The 22325-nt window shown below is 72.4% G+C and carries 16 protein-coding genes and 5 pseudogenes; 9 read left to right on the forward strand and 12 right to left on the reverse strand.

Annotated features, from left to right (window positions below):
* Window positions 1–954, reverse strand: coding sequence for a phosphoribosylaminoimidazolesuccinocarboxamide synthase (locus tag BJF80_RS05845; protein WP_075812124.1), 954 nt, complete (start codon window positions 952–954; stop codon window positions 1–3).
* Between the two features lies 1 nt (window position 955).
* Window positions 956–2255: pseudogene (purD, locus tag BJF80_RS05850) on the reverse strand (phosphoribosylamine--glycine ligase).
* A 321-nt stretch (window positions 2256–2576) separates the two neighbouring features.
* Here purD and BJF80_RS05855 point away from each other — a divergent pair.
* The 7 genes and pseudogenes from BJF80_RS05855 (at window position 2577) to BJF80_RS05880 (ending at window position 10333) form a co-directional block, all read left to right on the forward strand.
* Window positions 2577–3593 carry a helix-turn-helix transcriptional regulator gene (locus BJF80_RS05855; RefSeq protein WP_143553989.1) on the forward strand — a complete coding sequence of 339 codons (1017 nt, stop codon included), beginning with the start codon at window positions 2577–2579 and terminating at the stop codon, window positions 3591–3593.
* Between the two features lie 82 nt (window positions 3594–3675).
* On the forward strand, window positions 3676–5922 hold the full coding sequence (locus BJF80_RS05860) for a HelD family protein (protein ID WP_075812128.1): 2247 nt from the start codon (window positions 3676–3678) through the stop codon (window positions 5920–5922).
* A gap of 11 nt (window positions 5923–5933) precedes the next feature.
* Window positions 5934–8291, forward strand: a complete 2358-nt coding sequence (locus BJF80_RS18275) for a DNA polymerase III subunit gamma and tau (protein ID WP_075812130.1) — start codon at window positions 5934–5936, stop codon at window positions 8289–8291.
* A gap of 100 nt (window positions 8292–8391) precedes the next feature.
* A pseudogene (locus BJF80_RS21075) lies at window positions 8392–8693 on the forward strand (lysophospholipid acyltransferase family protein); the annotation flags it as partial.
* Window positions 8694–8702: 9 nt separating this feature from the next.
* Window positions 8703–8978: a lysophospholipid acyltransferase family protein gene (locus BJF80_RS21080; RefSeq protein ID WP_321166350.1), complete on the forward strand. Its 276-nt coding sequence runs from the start codon at window positions 8703–8705 to the stop codon at window positions 8976–8978.
* Between the two features lie 77 nt (window positions 8979–9055).
* Window positions 9056–9676, forward strand: coding sequence for a recombination mediator RecR (gene recR, locus BJF80_RS05875; RefSeq protein ID WP_075812132.1), 621 nt, complete (start codon window positions 9056–9058; stop codon window positions 9674–9676).
* Between the two features lie 93 nt (window positions 9677–9769).
* A complete protein-coding gene (locus BJF80_RS05880; protein WP_075812134.1) occupies window positions 9770–10333 on the forward strand; it encodes a DUF5063 domain-containing protein in 564 nt (187 codons plus the stop codon).
* A gap of 54 nt (window positions 10334–10387) precedes the next feature.
* Here the strand turns inward: BJF80_RS05880 and BJF80_RS05885 are convergent, their stop codons facing one another.
* The 6 genes and pseudogenes from BJF80_RS05885 to mbhE all read right to left on the reverse strand — a co-directional run bounded on the left by BJF80_RS05885 (window position 10388) and on the right by mbhE (window position 15786).
* Complete coding sequence (locus tag BJF80_RS05885) at window positions 10388–10726, reverse strand: cation:proton antiporter (protein WP_022925412.1); 339 nt, start codon at window positions 10724–10726, stop codon at window positions 10388–10390.
* The gene (locus tag BJF80_RS05890; RefSeq protein WP_075812205.1) at window positions 10723–10983 is read right to left on the reverse strand and encodes a monovalent cation/H+ antiporter complex subunit F; all 261 of its coding nucleotides are present in this window, start codon (window positions 10981–10983) and stop codon (window positions 10723–10725) included. The genes BJF80_RS05885 and BJF80_RS05890 overlap by 4 nt, the downstream gene beginning before the upstream one ends.
* 109 nt (window positions 10984–11092) lie before the next feature.
* Window positions 11093–11359, reverse strand: a pseudogene (locus tag BJF80_RS05895) (Na+/H+ antiporter subunit E); the annotation flags it as partial.
* The gene (locus BJF80_RS05900) at window positions 11356–12867 is read right to left on the reverse strand and encodes a proton-conducting transporter transmembrane domain-containing protein (protein WP_075812207.1); all 1512 of its coding nucleotides are present in this window, start codon (window positions 12865–12867) and stop codon (window positions 11356–11358) included. The pseudogene BJF80_RS05895 and the gene BJF80_RS05900, both read right to left, overlap by 4 nt.
* 115 nt (window positions 12868–12982) lie before the next feature.
* Window positions 12983–13201, reverse strand: coding sequence for an NADH-quinone oxidoreductase subunit K (locus tag BJF80_RS05905; RefSeq protein WP_414899281.1), 219 nt, complete (start codon window positions 13199–13201; stop codon window positions 12983–12985).
* Window positions 13198–15786 (reverse strand): hydrogen gas-evolving membrane-bound hydrogenase subunit E, encoded by a 2589-nt coding sequence (gene mbhE, locus BJF80_RS05910; RefSeq protein ID WP_237767445.1) that lies wholly within the window; start codon window positions 15784–15786, stop codon window positions 13198–13200. Before mbhE ends, BJF80_RS05905 begins: the two co-directional genes overlap by 4 nt.
* 135 nt (window positions 15787–15921) lie before the next feature.
* Between mbhE and BJF80_RS19840 the strand changes: the two genes are divergently transcribed.
* Complete coding sequence (locus BJF80_RS19840) at window positions 15922–16080, forward strand: hypothetical protein (RefSeq protein WP_237767446.1); 159 nt, start codon at window positions 15922–15924, stop codon at window positions 16078–16080.
* Window positions 16081–16318: 238 nt separating this feature from the next.
* Here BJF80_RS19840 and BJF80_RS05915 read toward each other — a convergent pair whose 3' ends face one another.
* The 3 genes from BJF80_RS05915 to BJF80_RS05925 are packed head-to-tail and all read right to left on the reverse strand — an operon-like array spanning window position 16319 to window position 20051.
* A complete protein-coding gene (locus BJF80_RS05915; RefSeq protein ID WP_010148264.1) occupies window positions 16319–18004 on the reverse strand; it encodes a ribonuclease J in 1686 nt (561 codons plus the stop codon).
* Window positions 18001–18447 carry a MerR family transcriptional regulator gene (locus BJF80_RS05920; protein ID WP_075812136.1) on the reverse strand — a complete coding sequence of 149 codons (447 nt, stop codon included), beginning with the start codon at window positions 18445–18447 and terminating at the stop codon, window positions 18001–18003. The genes BJF80_RS05915 and BJF80_RS05920 overlap by 4 nt, the downstream gene beginning before the upstream one ends.
* Window positions 18444–20051 (reverse strand): peptide chain release factor 3, encoded by a 1608-nt coding sequence (locus tag BJF80_RS05925; RefSeq protein ID WP_075812138.1) that lies wholly within the window; start codon window positions 20049–20051, stop codon window positions 18444–18446. The genes BJF80_RS05920 and BJF80_RS05925 overlap by 4 nt, the downstream gene beginning before the upstream one ends.
* Window positions 20052–20203: 152 nt before the next feature.
* Here BJF80_RS05925 and BJF80_RS05930 point away from each other — a divergent pair.
* Window positions 20204–21672, forward strand: a pseudogene (locus tag BJF80_RS05930) (SulP family inorganic anion transporter); the annotation flags it as partial.
* Window positions 21673–21824: 152 nt separating this feature from the next.
* On the opposite strand, the pseudogene BJF80_RS05935 reads toward BJF80_RS05930, so the two are convergent.
* Window positions 21825–22241, reverse strand: a pseudogene (locus BJF80_RS05935) (transposase); the annotation flags it as partial.
* Between the last annotated feature and the right edge of the window lie 84 nt (window positions 22242–22325).

The following is a 22325-nucleotide window of genomic DNA, read 5'->3' on the forward strand; positions in this document are numbered from 1 at the left end:
TCAGCGGGTGGGGGTGAAGGGGTGCCCGGTGAGGGCCTCGTAGGCCTCGACGTAGCGGGCCCGGGTGAGCTCCACGACGGACTCGGGCAGCGCAGGGGGAGCGGTGTCGCCCCCGCGGTCCCACCCGCTGGCCGGCGAGGTCAGCCAGTCGCGCAGGACCTGCTTGTCGTAGGACGTCTGGGTCCGGCCCGGCGTCCAGTCGTCGGCGCGCCAGAAGCGTGAGGAGTCCGGGGTGAGCACCTCGTCGGCGAGGACGACCTGCACGGCGTCGGCGTCCACCTCGTCCCACGCCGACGCACCGCCGGCACCCTGCGGGACGTCGGCCGGGTCCACGCCGAACTCGACCTTGGTGTCGGCGATGAGGATGCCCCGGTCGGCGGCGATCGCGTTGCCCCGGTCGAGGATTTCCACCGTCAGGTCACGCACCCGCGCGGCCAGCCGCGGGCCCACCAGCGCGGCGACCCGCTCCACGCTGATCGGCTCGTCGTGCTCGCCGACCGGCGCCTTGGTGCTCGGGGTGAAGACCGGCTCCGGCAGGCGTGACCCGTCGACCAGGCCCGGGGGCAGCTCGACACCGGACACGGTGCCGGTCGCGGCATACTCCGCCAGACCCCCACCGGTGAGGAAGGCGCGGGCGACGCACTCGACCGGCAGCATCCTCAGGCGCCGCACGTAGACCGCGCGCCCGGCGACCTCGTCCGGCACCTCGGTCGACACCACGTGGTGCGGGGCGAGGTCGGCGAGCTGGTCGAACCACCAGAGCGAGAGCTGGGTCAGGACCGCGCCCTTGTCCGGGATCGGGGTGTCGAGGACGTGGTCGTAGGCGCTGACCCGGTCCGAGGCCACCAGCAGCAGCCGGGACTCGTCGACGGTGCCGTCGGCGTGCAGCGGGGCATACAGCTCGCGCACCTTGCCGGAGTAGAGCAACTCGTGCCCCTCGAGCGACAGCGTCACCTCAGGCCTCCTGCCCGGGGACGACGACCTCGCCCCGCTCGGCGGCGAGCCCGATGTCAGGTCGGGTATGACTGCCGCGCAACGTGATCCGGCCGGCGGCCTCGTAGGCGCGCGAGCGGGCCCCGGGCAGGTCGTCGGCCAGGCTGACGACGCTGAGCACCCGCCCCCCGGACGAGACGAGCCCGCCGGCCTCGTCGCCCGTCGACGTCTCCCGGCGGGTTCCGGCGTGCAGCACGTGCACGTCCTCGACCTGCTCGGCCTGCTCGATCCCGCCGATCGTGTCGCCCGTCGCAGGCGTGCCGGGGTAGTGCTCGGCCGCGACCACGACGTTGACGCTCGTGCGCGGCGACCACTCCAGCTCGGGCAACCCGGACAGCTCACCCTCCGCCGCCGACCGGAGCACCACGCCGAGCGGGGTCCGCAACCGGGCGAGCACCACCTGCGTCTCGGGGTCCCCGAAGCGCGCGTTGAACTCGACGACGCGCGGCCCGTCCGCGGTGAGCGCGAGACCGACGTAGAGCACCCCGACGAAGGGGGTGCCCCGCCGCGCCATCTCCGCGACCGTGGGGCGGGCGACGGTGTCCAGGACCTGCGGCACGAGGTCGGCCGGTGCCCAGGTGAGCGGTGAGTAGGCCCCCATCCCCCCGGTGTTGGGCCCGGTGTCCCCCGCACCGGCCCGCTTGAAGTCCTGGGCCGGCTCCAGCGCGACGACGGTCCGACCGTCGCTGAGGCAGAAGAGCGACACCTCCGGACCGTCGAGGAAGTCCTCGACGACGACGGCGTCCGCGCGCTCCAGGCAGGCGGTGGCGTGCTCCCTCGCCCGTGCCCGGTCGGTCGTCACGACGACGCCCTTGCCGGCGGCCAGGCCGTCCTCCTTGACGACGTAGGGCGAGCCGGTCGCGTCCAGCGCGCGCTCCACCTCGTCCACGGTGGTGCAGACGTGGGCGGCCGCGGTCGGCACGCCGGCCGCAGCCATGACCTCCTTGGCGAAGGCCTTGCTCCCCTCGAGCGCGGCAGCCTGCGCCGACGGTCCGAAGCACGGTATGCCCGCCTCCCGGAGCGCGTCGCGACACCGGCGACCAGCGGCGCTCGGGACCGACGACCACGAGGTCTGCACCCTCGGAGCGTGCCGCGTCGACGACGGCGGTGGGGTCCGCCGGATCGCCGGGGAGACAGCCGGTGAGGTCGGCGATCCCCGGGTTGCCGGGCAGCGCCACGACGCGGTCGACCGAGGGATCGAGGGTCAGGGAGCGGACCAGCGCGTGCTCGCGCGCACCGGAGCCGAGGACGAGGACCACCACGGCATGTCAGCCTAGTGGGCGGGTCCGGGGGCCGGGGCCACCGGTCGGACGGGGTGTGCACACCGCCGACGGTGACCGACCGGGACCGGGCCGCACGGCGGGGTGACAGGGGTGGTCCCCTGAGAGGCAGGGGGGGGTATCTCCCAGGGGACCACCTGCAGGGCAGGGTCTGCACGGACTGATGGGGGGCTGCCCGTGCGACTCGCACTTCCCTGCTGTCGACCGAAGCCGACATGCTCAACAGTGACATATCGCGGGGGCGATGTCACGCCCAGAGGTGTCGGGGGCTGCCATTGACGGAGATCCGTCATGATGGGTGCCATGGATGCCTCTGCACCCGCCCGGCTGCACGGCTCGGCCTACGAGGAGTTCGTCATCGGGGTGTTCCGTCGCGCGGTCCGCTTCGGCATCCCGACGCGCGAGCTCTTCCGCGGCGAGGGACTGACCGACGCCGAGATCGACGATGCCACGGCGGAGCTGGAGGCGCGCGGCTTCCTGCGCGCCGGTGACGACCCCGACACCTGGGTGGTCATCCCGCCCCGGGAGGCGGTCGCCCGGCACGCCGAGGTCACCGAGCACCGGCTGCGGCTGGCCCGGGCGACCGCCGGCGAGCTGGAGCGGGCGTGGCGTCGGTCGACGCTGGACGCCACGACCGGACGGTTGCCGGGGATGGACCTGCTGGGCGGGGTCGACGACATCATCGGCCGCATCACCGCCATGCACATCGCGACCACGGACCGGCTGTGGTGGGCCGTGGACGGGTCGGTCGCGAGCCGCACCCTGCTCGCGCGGGCCGCCGAGGACCCCTCCTTGCTGTCGGTCCGCCACGGGGTCGACCGACGGCTGATCCTCGACACCTCGCTGCTGGAGCTGCCGAGCGCGGTCGCCGTCATGGAGGCCGCGCTGCGCGAGGGTGCCGCGGTGCGGACCGGCAACGGGGTGCCGGTGAGCGCGGTGGTGTGCGACAGCGACGCGACGCTCATCGACATCAGCCGGTTCGAGCCGGACGGCGTGGGGTCCTTCGAGGCGCGGCTGGCGGCGCCCGTGGCCGCCGTGGCCAACCTCATCGAGCGGACCTGGACCCTGGCCGCCCCGATGCGGCCGATGCAGGAGGCCGCCGAGCGCAAGGAGGTCGGGGGCTCCTCGGCGCCGCTGGACGAGCGGGACCAGGCCATCCTCGCGCTGCTGGCCAGCGGCGCCTCGGACCAGGTGATCGCCCGCCGCCGCGGGATCTCGGTGCGGACGGTGGAGCGCCGGGTCCGCTACATCATGGAGCACCTCGGGGCCGCGACCCGCTTCCACGCGGGGGCGCAGGCCGTGCGGCGTGGCTGGGTCTGAGGGACCCGCGGGATAGACTGCGGTCTTTGCGGGGGCGGACGTGACCGCCCCGGGGCCTACGCACCGGATATGAGGTGGGCGGATGACGGACGTGGTGTCGACCGACCGCGAGGTCGCGGCGCAGATCGCCGCGGAGCAGGCGCACGTGGACCGGGTTTACGACGAGCTGGGCAAGGCAGCCGCGCGGGTCGAGCTCGTGCACGCCGAGGGGATGTCGCGGGGGCAGACCGACCGTCGGGGGACGGGGGACCCGAGGGAGGAGGAGCTGGCGGGGCTGTTCGAGCGGGACGCGCTGGTCTACTCCGCGAGCAAGCGCCGGGCCTCGCTGGAGCACCAGCACGAGGGGCTGGTCTTCGGCCGGCTCGACCTGGAGCACGAGGTCGCCGACGAGCACGGCTCGACCCGGGAGGTCCGCTACGTCGGGCGCCTCGGCGTCCGCGACGACGACTACGAGCCGCTGGTCGTGGACTGGCGTGCGCCGGCCGCCGCACCCTTCTACCGCGCCACGCCGGTCGACCCGCAGGGCGTGCTCCGCCGCCGGGTGCTCCGGTGCCGCGGCGAGCAGGTGGTCGGGGTGGAAGACGACCTCATGGTCGCCGACCCGCCGGACGACGTCGTCGTGGTCGGCGACGGTGCCCTGATGGCCGCCCTGACCCGCAGCCGCGGCTCGCGGATGCGCGACATCGTCGCGACCATCCAGCAGCACCAGGACGAGGCGATCCGGGCCCCGGCCCGTGGCGTCACCGAGATCACCGGTGGGCCCGGCACCGGCAAGACGGTGGTCGCCCTGCACCGGGCCGCCTACCTGCTCTACTCCGACCGGCGCCGCTTCGAGGGAGGCGGTGTGCTGGTCGTCGGACCGTCCGCGGCCTACACGGCATACATCGAGCGGGTCCTGCCCTCGCTCGGCGAGGACTCGGTCGTGCTCCGCTCGCTGGGCGATGTGCTGGCGGGGATCACGGCCACCCGGCTCGACCCGCCCGACGTCGCGGCGACCAAGGGCAGCCTGCGGATCCGTCGGCTGCTCGCGCGCCTCGTGCGCGAGCCCATCCCCGGTGCGCCCACCCAGCTGCGGACCTTCGTCGGCGGGCACGCGATCCGGCTCGACGCCCCGGCGCTGGACCGCGCCCGCGCGCAGGTGCTGCGGCACCACCACCGCAACGCCGGTCACGACGCCGCCGTCGAGGCGCTGGCCCAGCTGGCATGGGCACAGGTCGACCAGGGGGAGCGGGAGGACTTCGTCGACCGGTTCACCGACTCCGGCGACGTCGAGGCCTTCATGCGGCAGTGGTGGGCACCGGTGGACCCCCGCGAGATGCTCTTGTGGCTCGCCGACGACGAGCTGGTCGGGCGGCTCGGGGGCGTGTCGCCGCAGCAGGCCGCGGGCCTGGCGGCGTCCTACCGCGAGGCGCTGCAGCTCGGCACCTGGAGCGTCGCGGACGTGGCGCTCGTCGACGACCTGGCCGCGCGGCTGGGCCCTCCGGTCGAGCTGCCGAGCGAGGACCGCGGGTTCTTCGAGATCGAGGAGCTCGACGACGCCTCGCAGTACGGCGTCTCCGCACTGCGCGTGGGCGCGGACGGCGAGTCCGTCGCTGCCGTGTCCGGCGGCGGGGCGGGGTCGCGGGTGTCGGCCGACCCTCGGGAGCGGTTGCTCGCCGGGCGCCCCGCGGAGGCCGAGGAGTATGCCCACGTCCTGGTGGACGAGGCGCAGGACCTCTCCCCGATGCAGTGGCGGATGCTCGGCCGGCGCGGCCGGTGGGCGTCGTGGACGGTCGTCGGTGACCTGGCCCAGGCCTCCTGGGACGACCTGCGCGAGGCCGGGCAGGCGCGGGAGGAGGCCTTCGGCACCGCGCCGCGGCAGGCCTTCCACATGGACACCAACTACCGCAACGCGCGGGAGATCTTCGACCTGGCCGCCCGGGTCATCACCGAGCACGTCCCCGAGGCAGACATCCCGCGGGCCGTCCGCGAGACCGGGCACGAGCCGCAGGAGCTCTCGCTGCCGACGGCCGCGATCCCCGGGGCCGTCGCTGACGCGGTCCGCGAGCTGCGCGACGAGGTGCCGGGCCAGATCGCCGTCATCGCCCCGTGGTCCTGGCACGGAGGGCTGGAGCCGGTGGTGACGGGCGAGCAGGTCGTGCTCGTCGACCCGCTGTCCACCAAGGGGCTGGAGTACGACGCCACGGTGGTGGTGGACCCGGACGGCATCGTCGCCGAGTCCCCCGGTGGGGTCCGCGCGCTCTACGTCGTGCTCACCCGTGCCGCGCACCGCAGCGCCATCCTGCGTCCTGTGGACGAGGCCGCCCCCGGCGTCGGTGGGGGCCGTTAGGGTCAGGTGTCGTGAGCACCGCCCTCTACCGCCGCTACCGGCCCGAGACCTTCTCCGACGTCATCGGGCAGGAGCACGTCACCGAGCCGTTGATGCAGGCGCTGCGCGCGGAGCGGGTCAACCACGCCTACCTCTTCTCCGGGCCGCGAGGCTGCGGCAAGACCACCAGCGCCCGCATCCTCGCCCGGTGCCTCAACTGCGAGCAGGGGCCGACCCCGGAGCCGTGCGGGCAGTGCGAGTCCTGCGTGGCGCTGGCGCGCGACGGCGCCGGCTCGGTCGACGTCATCGAGATCGACGCGGCCAGCCACGGGAGGGTCGACGACACCCGGGAGCTGCGCGAGCGGGCCGCCTTCGGCCCGGCGACGGCGCGCTACAAGATCTACATCATCGACGAGGCGCACATGGTGAGCCGGGAGGGCTTCAACTCGCTGCTCAAGATCGTCGAGGAGCCACCGCCGCACGTGAAGTTCATCTTCGCGACCACCGAGCCGGAGAAGGTCCTGGCGACCATCCGCTCCCGGACCCACCACTACCCCTTCCACCTCGTCCCGCCGCAACGGCTGACGGCCTACCTCGAGCAGCTGTGCCGGGCCGAGGGCGTCGAGCTGGAGCCGGGGGTGCTGTCCTTCGTCACCCGCGCCGGCGGCGGGTCGGTGCGCGACTCGCTCTCGGTGCTGGACCAGCTGATCTCCGGGGCCGGCGAGGGCGGTCTCACCTACGAGCGGACCGCCGCGCTGCTGGGTTTCACCGACGTGGAGCTGCTCGACGCGGTGGTCGAGGCGGTGGCTGCCGGTGACGCCGCGACCGTCTTCGGGCAGATCGACGGGGTCATGGAGTCGGGGCACGACCCGCGACGTTTCGTCGAGGACCTGCTGGAGCGCTACCGCGACCTCATCGTGCTGGCGGCGGTGGGCGAGCGCTCCGGCGGCCTGCTCCCGGGGCTGCCCGAGGACCAGGTCGAGCGGATGCGGCGACAGGCGCAGGCCCACGGCACGGCCGCGCTCTCGCGCGCGGCAGACCTGGTGAGCCGCGGCCTGTCGGAGATGACCGGCGCGGTGTCCTACCGCCTCATGCTGGAACTGCTCGCCGCCCGGCTGCTGCTGCCGGCCGCCCAGGGCGAGGACGGCTACGGCACCCGGCTGGAGCGGATCGAGCGGCGGCTCGGCGCCGGGGGCGATGCGCCGGGTCCCGCCCGGCCCGAGGGTGCTGTCCCGGGCCCGGACCGTTCCGGGGGCGCCGGCGGCTCCCACCGCGGCGAGCGGCCTGCGCAGGCCCCGCGACCGGCGGAGACCCAGCAGCCCGGGCACCTCGACACCGCGGCCCTGCGCCGGCAGTGGCCCGAGATCATCGCGGCGGTCCGGCAGATCAGCCGGCGCACCGCCGGCGCGCTGGACTCCATGCAGGTCGTCGACTACGACGGGCAGCGGCTGCTCGTCGGGATGCCGGACGAGCGCTGGATCCGGCACTTCATGGGCACCTCCCACGAGGAGGCGCTGCGGCAGGGCGTGCTCGACGCGCTGGCGCTCGACACGAGGATCGAGGCGACCGTGCTCGGTGGGGGCGACGGACCCCCGAGCGGTCCCGGAGGCCCGGGCAGCGGGCCCGCTGGTGACCGTGGCCCCGCTGCTGGGCGCGAGGGGGGCGAGGGGGGCGGCGCGGAGCCCGCACCGGAGGTCGCGTCGCCGACCGTGGCCGGGGACGAGGGACCTCCGCCCGAGGAACCGCCCCACGGGCCGGAGGACGAGGTCGGGGCCGGCGAGGCGGAGCACGGCGCTGCACCCACCCCCGGACACCTCGGCGGTGCCCCGAGCGCCGAGGCGGTGCCCCAGGGCATACCCGACACCCCCATGCGCGGCCGGATCCGCACCCGTGCCGACCGGTCCTCCACCCCGACCCAGCGGTCGGACAGCGGGGCGGCGCCGGTCCGGGGTCGTGGTGGCCGACCTCCCGCGTCACCGGGAGAGGCGTCGACCGGTGACGCCGCTCTGGCCGAGCAGCTGGGCGCCGGAGGGGGCCGTCCGCAGGCCGCCGACCAGCCCGAGTGGTCGCAGCAGGCCCGCGGGACGCAGGGGGCACCTGACTGGGCCACCGGCGGGTCGCCGGGCCCGGGCGAGCGGGCGGGCGCGGACGACGACACGGCTCCCGAGCTCTCCGGGCCTGATCCCTCCGGGCCCGACTCCTCGGGCCCCGATCGCTCGACCCTCGGCGCTCGTGACCAACCGACGTCCGCACGCGACCGGGCACCCGGTGGGGATGCGCCGAGCGACGACGACGAGGACCTGGCGACCTCCGGGGCCGTGGGCCAGCCGGTGGTGGAGAGCGTGCTGGGCGGTACTGTCATCGCCATCAACGACGACCCCGTGGCGTGAGGACGAGCCGGCCATGATCTACGAGCTGCTGCACCCCGTGGTGACGCCGTTGGCCACCGCGATCTGGCGGCCCGAGGTGGTCGGCCGGGAGCACGTCCCGATGCAGGGCCCGGTGATCCTCGCGAGCAACCACCGCTCCTTCATCGACAGCGTGGTCATCCCGCTCACCTCGCCGCGGCAGGTGGCCTTCCTGGCCAAGTCGGAGTACTTCACGGGGACCGGCGTGCGCGGCTGGATCAGCCGCGAGTGGTTCACCGGCGTCGGCTCGATCCCCGTGGACCGCGACGACACCCGCGCCGCCCAGAAGTCGCTGGACCTGGCCCTGACGCACCTGCGCGAGGGGGGCGCTTCGGCATCTACCCGGAGGGTACCCGGTCGCGCGACGGCCGCCTCTACCGCGGCAAGACGGGGGTGGCCTGGCTGGCGCTCGAGGCAGGTTGCCCGATCGTGCCGGTGGCGCTCCAAGGCACGCAGGACATCCAGCCAGTCGGCTCCCGGCTCCCCCGTCGGGCGAAGGTGCGCGTCGAGTTCGGCACCCCGATCGAGGTCACCGGACGCTTCGACGGCGTGCCGCAGGGACGCGCCCGGCGCGAGCTGACCGACGAGGTCATGCAGCGCATCCTGGCCATGTCCGGGCAGGAGTGGGCCGGGGAGTACGCCCAGCGCTCCGGCGACCTGCCCGCCTGAGCGCGTCCCGACGGCGGCCAGGGCGGCGGGCGTGCCGTGGGCGCGGGTGTCGGTGGCACGGCATACAGTGGCGTGCTGTGTATGAAGGCGTGGTCCAGGACCTGATCGACGAGCTCGGCCGGCTGCCCGGCGTCGGTCCCAAGGGTGCTCAGCGCATCGCCTTCCACCTGCTGGGGGCCGACCCGGAGGACATCACCCGGCTCGCCGAGGCACTGCTGCAGATCCGGGAGAAGGTGCGCTTCTGCGAGATCTGCGGCAACGTCGCCGAAGCGCAGCGGTGCCGCATCTGCCTGGACGACCGGCGTGACCCGAGCATGATCTGCGTCGTGGAGCAGAGCCAGGACGTCGCGGCGATCGAGCGGACCCGCGAGTTCCGGGGCCGCTACCACGTGCTCGGCGGGGCCATCAACCCGATCGGCGGGGTCGGGCCGGAGGACCTGCGCGTCCGTGAGCTGGTCGCGCGCCTGGCCGACGGCGAGGTCGCCGAGGTCATCATCGCCACCGACCCCAACCTCGAGGGGGAGGCCACGGCCACCTACATCGCCCGGCTGCTCAAGCCCTACGAGGGAGTGCGGGTCAGCCGGCTCGCCTCCGGCCTGCCGGTGGGCGGCGACCTGGAGTATGCCGACGAGGTCACCCTCGGCCGCGCCTTCGAGGGCCGCCGGATGATCTCCGCGCCCACCTCGACCGCGGGCTGAGCCAGCACTGCCGCCGGGCCTGCGCACGGGGCGGCGCAGGTCGAGTGGAGTCTGGTCCTGAGGTCCGCGGTCATCTACCCCTAGGGTGGGTGCATGGTCGACGAGGACTGGACGCAGCCGGCGCAGGACATGCACGCCGAGGTGGAGGCCTACTTCACCAGCCTGGAGACGGTCGCCTCCGGCGACGAGGCCGGGACGGTGCTGCCGTTGCTGCTGCTCAGCGTGGGACAGCTCTGCTCCGCCGGCGCCCGACTGGGTGCCCTGGTCGACGTGGTGCCGCGGGAACGCTTCGAGCCGGACGCGGGCCCGGACGCCGACCTGGAGCGCATCCGGGAGCAGCTGCACGACCTGCTCGGCGGGCTGGACGACTACTGCGACCTGGAGGACCCGGTGCTCACCGGCGAGGTCACCCGTGGGTCGCTGACCGACGACCTGGTCGCCGTAGCGGCGGACCTCGCGCACGGGCGTGAGCACTTCGTGGCGGGCCGACCCACCGAGGCGATGTGGTGGTGGCAGTTCAGCTACCTGTCCTCCTGGGGGGAGCGGGCGGCGTCCGCGCTGCGGGTCCTGCACACGCTGCTCGCGCACGTGCGCCTGGACGCGGACGACGAGCAGGTCATGGAGGCCGAGCTCGCGGCGCTGCACGGCGGCGTCTGAGCAACCACGGACGACGCTCGGCCGGGACGTGGGCCGAGCCAGCGGTGCGCACCCTCAGGCGAGGTCGTTGGGCTCGGTCGCCGGGTCGAGCGGGGCGCCCGAGCGGTAGGCGGCGCGGCCGAGCGCGTTGGAGGCCACCGAGCTCATGATGATGAAGCCGGCGATCGCCACCAGGAGCTTGATCAGGTCGACGACGTCGAAGCCGTGGGTCCAGACGTGGTGGACGTAGACGCCGGTCACCATCCACGGGATGCCCATGCCGGTCGCGCCGGAGAGCACGTTGATCCGGGACAGCCCGTCGCGGGCCCGCAGCATCGCCAGCGCGCTGGTCAGCACGAAGAGCGCGCCGCCGATGCACAGCACGCCGACGACCACGAGCAGGACGACGTTCATCGCTGCCCCCTGGTGAGGATGCGGGCCAGGGAGACGGTCGCGAGGATGCCGACCAGTGCCGCCAACGAGGCGACGTCGAGCAGGACGACCGACCCCGAGGCCATGCCGATCATGAGGAAGATCCCGACCGCGCAGAAGTAGACCAGGTCGCTGACCGCCGCGACCGAGGCGTCGTCGCGGGCGGTCATGACCCGGACCAGCCCCAGCACCGCCGCGAGCAGCAGGATGCCGACAGTCGTCCAGACGATGAGGCTCACGAGGCTCCACCTCCATCGTGCGCTCGCTGCGGCGGGGCCCGCGAGTCACGGTCAGCAGCCGACGCTCCATGCCGCGCAGCTCGGTGACGACCTCCTCGCGGTCGGTGCCGTAGAGCGCGTGCACGTAGAGCGTCGGCGGGGAGTCTCCCGTCCGGGGGGCGATGCCGACGGTGATGGTCCCCGGCGTGATGGTGATGGAGGAGGCCATGGTGCTGATCTCCAGGTCGGTCTCGCAGTGCAGCGGCAGCGCGACGATGGCCGGGGACATGCGCAGCCCCGGCGTCACCACGTCGACGCCGATCCGCAGCGCGCCGCGGATCACCTCGGACGCGAGCCAGCCGCCGTAGACGACGACCCGTAGCGGGTTGACGATCATCCGAGCACCGCCTCGACGTAGGGGGCGAGGTCCACCAGGCCGGTCGCGGCCCGCGTCGTGATCTCCATCAGCGGCCCGGCGAGGACGAACATCGCCAGCTGGGTTACCACGAGCACGGCCATCGGTGCCATGAGCCGGGGAGTGACCCGCACGTCGTCGGTGAGCTTCGTCTTCGGGCCGCGCCCCGTCTCGGGGGAGTCGGGGAGGTAGTCCTCCATGTCCGGGCCCCAGAAGACGCCGACCCACAACCGCTGCATCGCCACGAGGGATCCCAGCGCCCCGATGCAGATCAGCGTGACGAAGACCGCCTGCCAGGCGCCGCCGGCCTGCGCCGACGCCTGCACCAGGACGACCTTGGCGAAGAAGCCCGCGCTGGGCGGCAGCCCGACGATCGACATGAGCGCGAGGGCATACCCGATCGTGAGCATGCGGTCTCGCCGGATGATCCCGGACAGCCGCTCGTAGCGCCCCGAGCCGTAGACCTGCTCGATCGCCCCGGCACCGAGGATCAGCGCCCCCATGGTCACGATGCTGTGGACCGTGTAGAAGATGCCGGCGCCGAGTGAGAACTGCGTGAAGAGGAGCAGGCCCAGCAGTGCGTGACCGGTGCTGGCCACCAGCTGCCAGGACAGCGCCCGGCGCATGACCCGCTCGCCCAAGGTGCTGTAGGACGCGATGACGATCGAGAGACCGACGAGGACGGCCAGGACCAGCGCCCACGGCGGCCGTCCCTCGTAGAGCGTGGAGGTGATCCGGAACAGCGCGTAGAGCGCGACCTTGGTGTGCAGCGCCGAGAAGAGCCCCATGACCGCGGCCGAGGTGGCGGGGTAGCTGCGCGGCAACCAGGTGTGCATCGGCACGAGCGCGGCCTTGATCGCCAGCGCGAGCAGCACCACCCCCGAGCTCAGCGCGGTGCGCGGGTCGGTGCCGGCGCCCACGAGCAGCGCGAGGTTGACGGTCTCGGCGGTGGCGTAGACCAGGCCGACCCCGATGAGCAGGATCGTGCTGGTCAGCAGGTTGACGACGACGAAGGTCCGGCCCACCCCGAGCCGCCGCCACGTGCCGGTGATCGCGATGAGCGCGTAGCTCGGCAGCAGCATGACCTCGACGAAGACGAAGAGGTTGAACAGGTCGCCGGTGAGGAAGGCGCCGTTGACGCCACCGATCAGCATCAGTACCAGCGGCGTGAGCAGCCGGTAGCGGTCCTCGCGGGTGATGACCATGAAGACCAGGCACATGAGCACGGTGAACGAGGTCACCAGGATCATGAGCGCGCTGAAGGTGTCCGAGACGAAGGGGATCGCCACCCCGGGCACGAAGGCGCCGACGTTCTCGGCCAGCACCGGGGTGTCCCGGTGCTGGCCGAGCAGGTCGAGCCCGGCCAGCCCGGTGAGCACGGGTATGCCCAGCAGCCAGGCACGCTGCCAGACCGGGTTGCGCCAGAGCACGGTGGCCGCGGCCGCCGCGATCGGGATCGCGGCGAGCAGCGGCAGGAGGGCGGCGGTCATGATCATCGGCGGCGCGCCTCCCCGGTCTCCGGCATCCGCTTGGTGTCGTCGTTGTGCCCGATGACGGCCATGGCGAGCATGAGCACGGTGACGGCGAGCGCGATGACGATGGCGGTCAGCACGAAGCCTGCGGCAACGGGTCACCGGCGTCCTCGACGCCGGCGCGGCCGGGCAGCGGCTCCCCCCGCCAGGCGGTGACACCGGCGGACAGGATGAGCAGGTTGGCGGCGTGCGCCAGCAGCGACAGGCCGAAGATGATCCGGACCATGCCGCGCTGCAGCATGAGGTAGATGGCTCCGGCGGTGAGGACGCCGACGGTCAGCGGGATGATCACGGCGTGCCACCTCCGGGTCGGGGCGGGAGGTCCTGCTGGAGGTAGGTCGAGCCACGACCCGGTATGCCGCGGCGCTCCTCGGCATACCGCTCGCCGCGGGAGGTGTCCATGGGGCCGCTGATCTCGCCCTCGACGGACTCGTCCGCGCGCTCGCGGGTGCCCTCGCGGCCACCGGTGGCGCCGAGCAGGTTGAAGGCCTCCATGACCAGCCCGAGGACCGCGAGGTAGACGCCGAGGTCGAAGACCATCGAGGTGGTCAGGCGGATGTCGAAGACGTAGGTGTGCAGCGGCTCGAGGAACGAGGCGTGGCCGAGCATCCCCCAGATGCCGGTGCCGACGGCGATGAGCACGCCCAGCGCGACGAGGCGCAGCGGGAGCCGCGGCGGGCCGACGGCGCGGTCCCGGGAGGTCGCGAGGTAGATGAGGGCGACGATCGCGGAGCCGACGAGCGCGGCGATGAAGCCGCCGCCGGGGGAGTTGTGGCCGCGGAAGAAGAGGATCGCGGAGATCGCCGCGAGCAGCGGGGCGGTGACGCGCACCATGAGCTGCATCGGGACGGCGTTGCCCCAGGACTCGGTCACGGCGCGGTATGCCGTGGAGCCGCGCTCGCGCAGCGGCACCTCGGGCGGGGCGACGTAGTTGCGGTCGTGCTCCGGCGGCGGATCGAGGTAGGTGTCGCGGACCGTTGAGAGGATCGCGACCATGGCGACCGCGGCCATGCCGAGCACGGTGAGCTCGCCGAAGGTGTCGAGGGCCCGGAACTCCACGAGGATGGTGTTGACGACGTTGTCGCCACTGGTCTCGACCGGACCCTCGGTGAGGTACCACAGCGCGATCTCGCTGCGGTCGCGACGACCGGTGAGCGCCCAGGTGGCCACGCCGGCCGAGAGGCCGCCGATGAGGGCGAGCGAGAGCGCCGCCTTGTTGCCCCAGCGCGGGCCCCGGCCGAAGGTCTGCGGCAGCCGCTGCAGGACGAGCATGATCATGAGCACGGTGAGCGCCTCGACGAGCAGCTGCGTCATGCCGACGTCGGGCGCGCCGAGGGCGAAGATCTGGACGGTGACCGCGGCGCCCACCGTCGACAGGGCGACAACCGCGGCGAGCCGGGAGTTGGCCCGCACGAGCACCCCGACCGCCACCGCGATGATGACGAGCACGACGACGTCGATCGGGCTGACCAGGCCCTCCTGGACGGGAAGGAGGTGGTCGCCGGAGATGAGGGCGGCCACGCCCCCGAGCACGAGGGCGGCGAAGGCCACGAACTGCACGGCCACGTGCCGCGTGGGGTTGTCGGCGCGGACCAGGGCGGCCAGGGCCTTGCCGACGTCGGCGGCGGTGTCGTTGATGACCCGGATGACGTCGGCACCGTCGAAGGAGAAGGTGTCGTGCTCGCGGGCGGGGAAGAAGAACCGGCGGCGCAGGATGACGAAGACGCCCACGCCGATGATGGCCAGCGAGGTGACCAGCTCGAGGTTGACGCCGTGCCAGAGCGCGAAGTGCGGGTGGGGCTCCTCGACGCCGGCGGGGAGCATCGCCGCCGTGGCCCGACCGACCGGGGTGTCGAAGATGCCGACGAGGATCGCGAGCGGCAGGCCGGCCACGATGGGCAGGGCGGCGAAGGTGCCCAGCGCCCACGGCGTCGTGTGCAGCGGGCGGTCCTCGGGCCACTTGGCCTGGCCCCGTCCGTCGTAGAAGCCGTTGAAGACGATCTTGGCGCAGTAGGCGAAGGTCAGCACCGCGGTGAGGGCCACGCCGAGGAAGGCCGCCCACGCGGCGAGCGCGCCGAAGGGCGACTCGAGCATCGAGGTGAGGATGCTCTCCTTGGAGACGAAGCCCAGCATGGGGGGCACCCCGGCCATCGAGGCGCAGCCGAGCACGGTGACCCAGAAGGCGATCGGCATCGCGCTGGAGAGGACGGGCAGGCGGCGCACGTCGCGGGTGCCGGCCGCGTGGTCGACGACGCCGACCATCATGAAGAGCCCGGACTTGAAGAGCGCGTGCGCGATGACGTGCAGCATCGCCGCGGCGAGGGCATACTCCGTGCCGACGCCGATGGTGGCGACGATGAGCCCGAGCTGGCTGACCGTGGAGTAGGCCATGAGCTTCTTGAGGTCGGTCTTCTGCAGGGCGAACCAGCCGCCGATCCCACAGGTGACCAGCCCGGTGGTGATGAGCAGGATGTTCCACACCGGCACGTCGTGGAAGGCCGGGGAGAAGCGCATGAGCAGGAAGATCCCGGCCTTGACCACGGCTGCGGCGTGGAGGTAGGCGCTGACCGGCGTCGCCGCCGCCATCGCGTCGGGCAGCCACACGTGGAAGGGGAACTGCGCCGACTTGGTGAAGGCCGCGAGGATGACCAGCAGGGCGATGGTGGCGGTGAACCCCGGGCTGGTGTCCCACACCTCGTGAGCGAGCGCCTCGGACAGCGTCGTGGTGCCGGTGCGGACGGCGATCGCCGTGACCGCGGCGAGCAGCCCGAGCCCCCCGAGGAAGGTGATGAGCAGGGTGCGCAGCGAGGCGGCCTCACCGGCATACCCCGAGCGGGCGATGAGGAAGAAGCTGGCGAGCTGGTGAGCTCCCAGCACAGGAAGAGCAGGATGAGGTCGTCCGCCAGCACCAGCCCGACCATGGAGACGGTGAACATCGCCATGTAGAAGTAGAAGGTGAGGTTGCGCCCCGGCTTGAGGTATGCCGTGGAGTAGGCGAGCACGATCGCGCCGATGACCAGGGCGATGAAGGTGAAGATCGTGCCGAGGCCGTCGGCCCGCAGCGACAGCTCCAGGCCGAGGGTCGGCACCCAGGGGATGGACCAGGTCGGGGTGCCTCCCGCCATGACCTGCGTCGCGGCCGGCCAGTACGCGGCCGCCGCGGCGAGGTAGAGCGCGGCGATCGGCCACCCGGCGTGTCGGCCGAGGAAGCGCGTCAGGGGAAAGGTCGCGAGGACCGTCACCGCGGAGATGACCAGGGTCCACAGGAGGCTCATGGCAGACCCGCCCTGGACAGGCCGCTGACGGTGGGGCAGCGGTCGGTCGGGCGGGACATGCGCCTCAGGCTACCAACCCCGCCGCGGTGCGCGTGCCCTCCATCGGGCCCGCGCACCACCGGCGGCGACGTCGATCAGGCCTCGATGACGACCGGCACGACCAGCGGGTTGCGGCGGTGCTTGCGGAAGGCCCACCGCGAGACCGCGCGGGCGATGCGCTGCTCGAGCTCGTGGGGGTCGCCGATGCCCTGGCTGGCGGCTTCGGCGAGGGCCTTCTCGATCGCCGGGATGGCGGCGTCGAACATCTTCTCGTCGGTGCCCAGGCCGCGGGCCACGAAGTCCGGGGGCTCGGTCAGCGCTCCCGTCTCGGCGTCGACGAGGGCGACGACGGTGACGGTGCCCTGCTGGCTGAGGGTGAGCCGGTCGCGCAGCTCGTCCTCGGTGACGTCGCCGACGGCGCCCGCCGAGACGTAGACGTAGCCGGCGCGGACCTTGCCGGTGACCTTGACCCGGCCGTCGACGAGGTCGACGACCATGCCGTCGTCGACGACCACGACGTTGTCGGGGTGCATCCCGGTGGAGATGGCCAGGTCGGCGTTGGCCCGCAGGTGGCGCCATTCGCCGTGGACCGGCATGACGTTGCGCGGCTTGATGATGTTGTAGCAGTAGACGAGCTCGCCGGCGCTGGCGTGGCCGGAGACGTGGACCTTGGCGTTGCCCTGGTGGACGATCTTGGCGCCCCACCGGGTGAGGCCGTTGATGATCCGGGAGACGGCGTTCTCGTTGCCGGGGATGAGCGAGCTGGCGAGCAGCACGGTGTCACCCTCGCCCACGTGGATCTGGTGGTCGCGGTTGGCCATCCGCGACAGCGCCGCCATGGGCTCTCCCTGGGAGCCGGTGCAGACCAGCGTGACCTTGGTGGGGGGCAGGTTGTCGAGCTCCTTGACGTCGACGACGAGACCGCGCGGCACCTTGAGGTAGCCCAGGTCCTGGGCGATCTTCATGTTGCGCACCATCGAGCGGCCGACGAAGGCGACCTTGCGCTTGTGGGTGGCGGCCGCGTCGAGGACCTGCTGGATGCGGTGGACGTGGCTGGCGAAGCTCGACACCACGATGCGCCCCGGGGCGGTCCGGAAGACGGTGTCGATCGCGGGGCCGAGGTCCTTCTCGGCGGTGGTGAAGCCGGGGACCTCGGCGTTGGTGGAGTCCACCATGAAGAGGTCGACCCCCTCCTCGCCCAGCCGGGCGAAGGCGCGCAGGTCGGTGATCCGGTCATCGAGCGGGAACTGGTCCATCTTGAAGTCGCCGGTGTGCAGCACCGACCCGGCGGAGGTCCGCACCATGACGGCCAGGCCGTCGGGGATCGAGTGGTTGACGGCGACGAACTCGCAGTCGAAGGGACCCAGCGAGAGCCGGTCGCCCTCGGCGACCTGGGTCGTCTTCGGCTTGATCCGGTGCTCCTTGAGCTTGGCGCTGATGAAGGCGAGCGTCAGGCGGGAGCCGATGACGGGGATGTCCGCACGCTCGCGCAGGAGGTAGGGCACGCCGCCGATGTGGTCCTCGTGACCGTGGGTGAGCACGACGCCGACGACGTCCTGCCACCGGTCGGCCAGGAAGGAGAAGTCGGGCAGGATGACGTCCACCCCGGGCTGGTGCTCCTCGGGGAAGAGGACGCCGCAGTCGATGATGAGCAGCTTGCCGCGGTGCTCGAGCACGGCCATGTTGCGGCCGACCTCGCCGAGGCCACCGAGCGCCACCACCCTCAGGGCGTTGCGGGGCAGCGAGGGCGGTGCCTTCAGCTCGGGGTGCGGGTGGCTCAACGGGTCTCCTTGGTTCGGTGGGGTGTGGCTGGGGCGGGCGGCGCCGGAGCGTGCCATACCTGCCCGAGCCTACGGGTGAACGCCTCCGCTCGGGCCGTCGAGGCCTTGAGCTCAGCGATGCGTCCCTCGGCGATGGCGTGGGTCTGGTGCACCAGGGTATGCGCTGCGGCACGGTCCCGGTCGCCGCTGGCGGGGTCGGCGAGGGTGTCGAAGGCGCCGAGCAGGTCGCGGATCTGCTCGATGGAGAAGCCCAGCGGCTTCATGGGCTTGATGAGCAGGAGCCGCTCGACTGCGGCGTCGTCGTAGAGCCGGAAGCCGCCCTCGGTCCGGTCGGTCGGCTCGACCAGCCCCATCTCCTCGTAGTAGCGGATGGTCCGGTGCGAGAGGCCGGTGCGCTCGGCGACGTCGCCGATGTGCACGAGAGGCCCCCTCACGTCGGTCACGAGGCATCCATGCCGTCGGCTCCGAACATGGGCAGCAGGCTACCCCTGGGCAGCTCTGACTCCACCGTTCCCATGCGCCACCGGTCGGTGAAGAGCGCGACCAGGGTGCCGTCCGTGCGGCGCAGCACCTCAGCCCCGTGCTTGCCGTCCACCACGGGCATGGCGCTCGGGGTGGTCCGGCGGGCGATGCCGTAGCCGAGCGGCTCGAGCACCGCCTCGGCCCCGAACTCGTGCTCGAGCCGGTGGGTGGCGACCTCGAACTGCATGGGTCCCACGGCCGCGAGCACGGGAGCCTGGGCGCCCCGGCGGTCACTGACGAGCACCTGCACCACGCCCTCCTGGTCGAGCATGTCGATCCCGCGCCGGAACTGCTTGGAGCGCCCGGTCTCCCGGGCCCGCACGACGGCGAAGTGCTCGGGCGCGAACCGCGGCAGCGGCGGGTAGTGCACGGCCCTGCCCTCGTGCAGGGTGTCACCGACGTGCAGCGCATGGGCGTTGACCAGGCCGACGACGTCGCCGGGGTAGGCCTCGTCGATCGTCTCGCGCTCGCGGCCGAAGACGGACTGGGCATACTTCGTCTGGAACGGTCGCCCGGTGCCGGCGTGCGTGAGCACCATCCCTCGCTCGAAACGGCCGGAGCACACGCGCATGAAGGCGATCCGGTCCCGGTGGGAGCGGTCCATGCCGGTCTGGACCTTGAAGACGAAACCGGACAACGGCCCGTCGACCGGCTGGGCGACGCCCTGCACGTCGGACCACGGCCCGGGCGGGGGCGCCAGGCGGGTGACCGCCTCCAGCAGCTCGGCCACGCCGAAGTTGATGACGGCGGCGGTGAACAGGACCGGGGTGGTCCGGGCGGCGAGGAACTCCTCCTGGTCGTGGACCTGACCGGAGGCGGTGAGCAGCTCCAGCTCCTCGGTGGCCGCGTGCCAGTCCTGGCCGTGGCGGCGCGCGGCCTCGCCTGCATCCAGCTCCTCGCGCCCGGCGACCGTCGCTCCACCGGGGGTGCGGGTGAACTGCGTCATGCCACCGGTGGCGGCGTCGACCACGCCGCGGAAGTCGCCGGCGATGCCGACGGGCCAGTTCAGCGGGGTCGGGGTGACGCCGAGGCGCTGCTGGATCTCGTCGAGCAGCGCGAGCGGCTCCTGGCCGGGGCGGTCCCACTTGTTGATGACGGTGATGACCGGGGTGCGGCGCACCCGGCACGCCTCGAAGAGCTTGAGCGTCTGCGGCTCCAGCCCCTTGGCGGCATCCAGCAGCATGACGGCGCAGTCGACCGCCGAGAGCACCCGATAGGTGTCCTCGGAGAAGTCGGCGTGACCGGGGGTGTCGAGCAGGTTGAGGACCACGTCGTCGACGGTGAGCTGCAGCACCGCGGAGGTGATGGAGATGCCGCGCGCCTGCTCCATCTCCAGCCAGTCGGAGACCGTGCCGCGGCGTGCGCCCTTGCCGTGCACGGCTCCGGCCTGGGCGATGGCCTGCGCGTGCAGCGCCAGCGCCTCGGTGAGCGTCGACTTCCCGGCGTCGGGGTGGGAGATGACGGCGAAGGTGCGGCGGCGGGAGGCCAGCGCCGGGACATCGCTCGAGGCGAGGGGGGACGACATACGCCCGAGTCTAACGCTGCGGTAGAGTTGGCCGTGCTGCGACGGTGACCACCCGTCGCCCTCCCGCGTCCCGGCCCCTGCCCTGACGGACGCCTCCGACGCCGCCGTCGCCCCCGATCCCTGACCTGATCCCCGCCTGCCCGAGGAGCCCCATGACCGAGCCGACCACCGCCCCGGCGTCCGGGGGACGCCAGACCCCCGCCGTGCCCGAGGCCGGTGAGCGCGAGACCTCGACGCGCGCCGCACTGCGCCACCCGCGCCGCCTGCGCACCGAGGTCCTCGCCGGCCTCGTCGTCGCGCTCGCCCTCATCCCCGAGGCGATCTCCTTCTCCATCATCGCCGGGGTCGACCCGCGGGTGGGTCTCTTCTCCAGCTTCGTCATGGCCGTGACGATGGCCTTCGTCGGCGGCCGGCCCGCGATGATCACCGCCGCGACCGGTGCGGTGGCCCTGGTCATCGCACCGGTGGCCAGGGAGTACGGTCTCGACTACTTCCTCGCGACTGTGCTGCTGGCCGGGGTGCTGCAGATCGTGCTGGCGGTCCTCGGGGTCGCCAAGCTCATGCGCTTCATCCCCCGGATGGTCATGGTGGGCTTCGTCAACGCCCTGGCGATCCTCATCTTCATGGCGCAGATCCCCTACCTCATCGACGTGCCGTGGCTCGTCTACCCGATGGTCGGGCTCGGCCTGCTCATCATGGTCGGGCTCCCGCGACTGACCACCGTCGTCCCCGCCCCGCTCGTCGCGATCGTCGCCATCACCGCGCTGGCGTGGGCGGCCGGGTGGGAGCTGCCGGACGTCTCCGACCAGGGGGAGCTGCCCACCTCCCTGCCCGAGCTCCTCGTCCCGGACGTGCCGCTGACGCTGGAGACCCTGCGGATCATCGCCCCCTACGCCCTCGCCATGGCGCTCGTCGGCCTCCTGGAGTCCCTCATGACCGCCAAGCTGGTCGACGGGGTCACCGACACCCACTCCGACAGACCCGCGAGAGCTGGGGTCTGGGCGTCGCCAACCTCGCCTCGGGGTTCTTCGGCGGCATGGGCGGCTGCGCGATGATCGGTCAGACGATGATCAACGTCAAGGTCGCCGGGGCGCGGACCAGGATCTCGACCTTCCTCGCCGGCGTCTTCCTGCTCGCGCTCGTCGTCGGTGCCGGCCCGGCCGTGGGCATGATCCCCATGGCCGCCCTCGTCGCGGTGATGGTCATGGTCTCGGTCGCGACCTTCGACTGGCACAGCGTCCGGCCCGCCACGCTGCGCCGGATGCCGCACAGCGAGAACCTCGTCATGATCCTCACCGTCGTCGTGACGGTCGTCACGCACAACCTCGCGTACGGCGTCATCGTCGGGGTCAACGCGGCGATCATCCTCTTCGCCCGCCGGGTCGCCCACTTCGCCTCGGTCGACCGCGTCGTCGAGGCCGATGTCGACGGCGACGGGACCCCCGACGTGCGCACCTACGCGGTCTCCGGTGAGTTGTTCTTCGCCACGAGCAACGATCTCGTCTACCAGTTCGACTACGCGGGCGACCCGGCCCGGGTGGTCATCGACGTCTCCGACAGCCACATCTGGGACGCCTCCACCGTCGCCGCCCTCGACGCCGTGCAGACGAAGTACGCCTCAGCGATCGGGGTCGACGTCTCCACGACCTGCTTCACCGCTTCCTCACGGTACTCAGGGGTGAACTTCCGATACTTTGCCATTGATGACCCTTTCCTTCCGGGAGACATTCTCCCTGTCGGGCCACTGTCCGTCGAGACCCCCACACCTCAGCCCTTGGTGGCCTGCTTGGCGCGTTCTCGGGCGCGTTTGTCCTCGATGTTCATGATGGACAGCCAGAGGAGCTTGATGACGGCGTCGTCGCTGGGGAAGTGGCCGCGGTTCTTGATGATCTTGCGCAGCTGGTAGTTCAGGGACTCGATGGAGTTGGTGGTGTAGATGACCTTGCGCAGCGCTGGCCCGAAGGCCAGGAACGGGATGAAGCGGTCCCAGGCGTTCTCCCAGGTCGCCACGGCCGCGGGGTACTTCTTGCCCAGGTTGGAGTCGGCGAACGTGGCCAGGGCCATGAGGGCTGCGTCCTCGTCGGCAGCGGTGTAGATCGGCTTGAGCATCGCCGCGACGGCCTTGCGGTCGGCGTAGGAGACGAACCGCATCGAGGCGCGGATCAGGTGCACCACGCAGACTCCCGCTGTCAACCTGGCTGTGCCTGGATCCGATCTCGTGACGGTTGTGGTTGGGCACACCGCTGGCTCCCGCGTTGTGGTGTGCTGCGGGAG

This window comes from Serinicoccus sp. CUA-874 (assembly GCF_001942225.1).
GTDB classification, from domain to species: Bacteria; Actinomycetota; Actinomycetes; order Actinomycetales; family Dermatophilaceae; genus Ornithinicoccus; species Ornithinicoccus marinus.

Coding starts and splice junctions, on each gene's coding strand:
- BJF80_RS05855 (WP_143553989.1), top strand. CDS start 2,577: ATGGATGCCTCTGCACCCGCCCGGCTGCACGGCTCGGCCTACGAGGAG.
- BJF80_RS05860 (WP_075812128.1), top strand. CDS start 3,676: ATGACGGACGTGGTGTCGACCGACCGCGAGGTCGCGGCGCAGATCGCC.
- BJF80_RS05880 (WP_075812134.1), top strand. CDS start 9,770: ATGGTCGACGAGGACTGGACGCAGCCGGCGCAGGACATGCACGCCGAG.
- BJF80_RS05885 (WP_022925412.1), bottom strand. CDS start 10,726: ATGAACGTCGTCCTGCTCGTGGTCGTCGGCGTGCTGTGCATCGGCGGC.
- BJF80_RS05900 (WP_075812207.1), bottom strand. CDS start 12,867: ATGACCGCCGCCCTCCTGCCGCTGCTCGCCGCGATCCCGATCGCGGCG.
- BJF80_RS19840 (WP_237767446.1), top strand. CDS start 15,922: ATGACCAGGGCGATGAAGGTGAAGATCGTGCCGAGGCCGTCGGCCCGC.
- BJF80_RS05925 (WP_075812138.1), bottom strand. CDS start 20,051: ATGTCGTCCCCCCTCGCCTCGAGCGATGTCCCGGCGCTGGCCTCCCGC.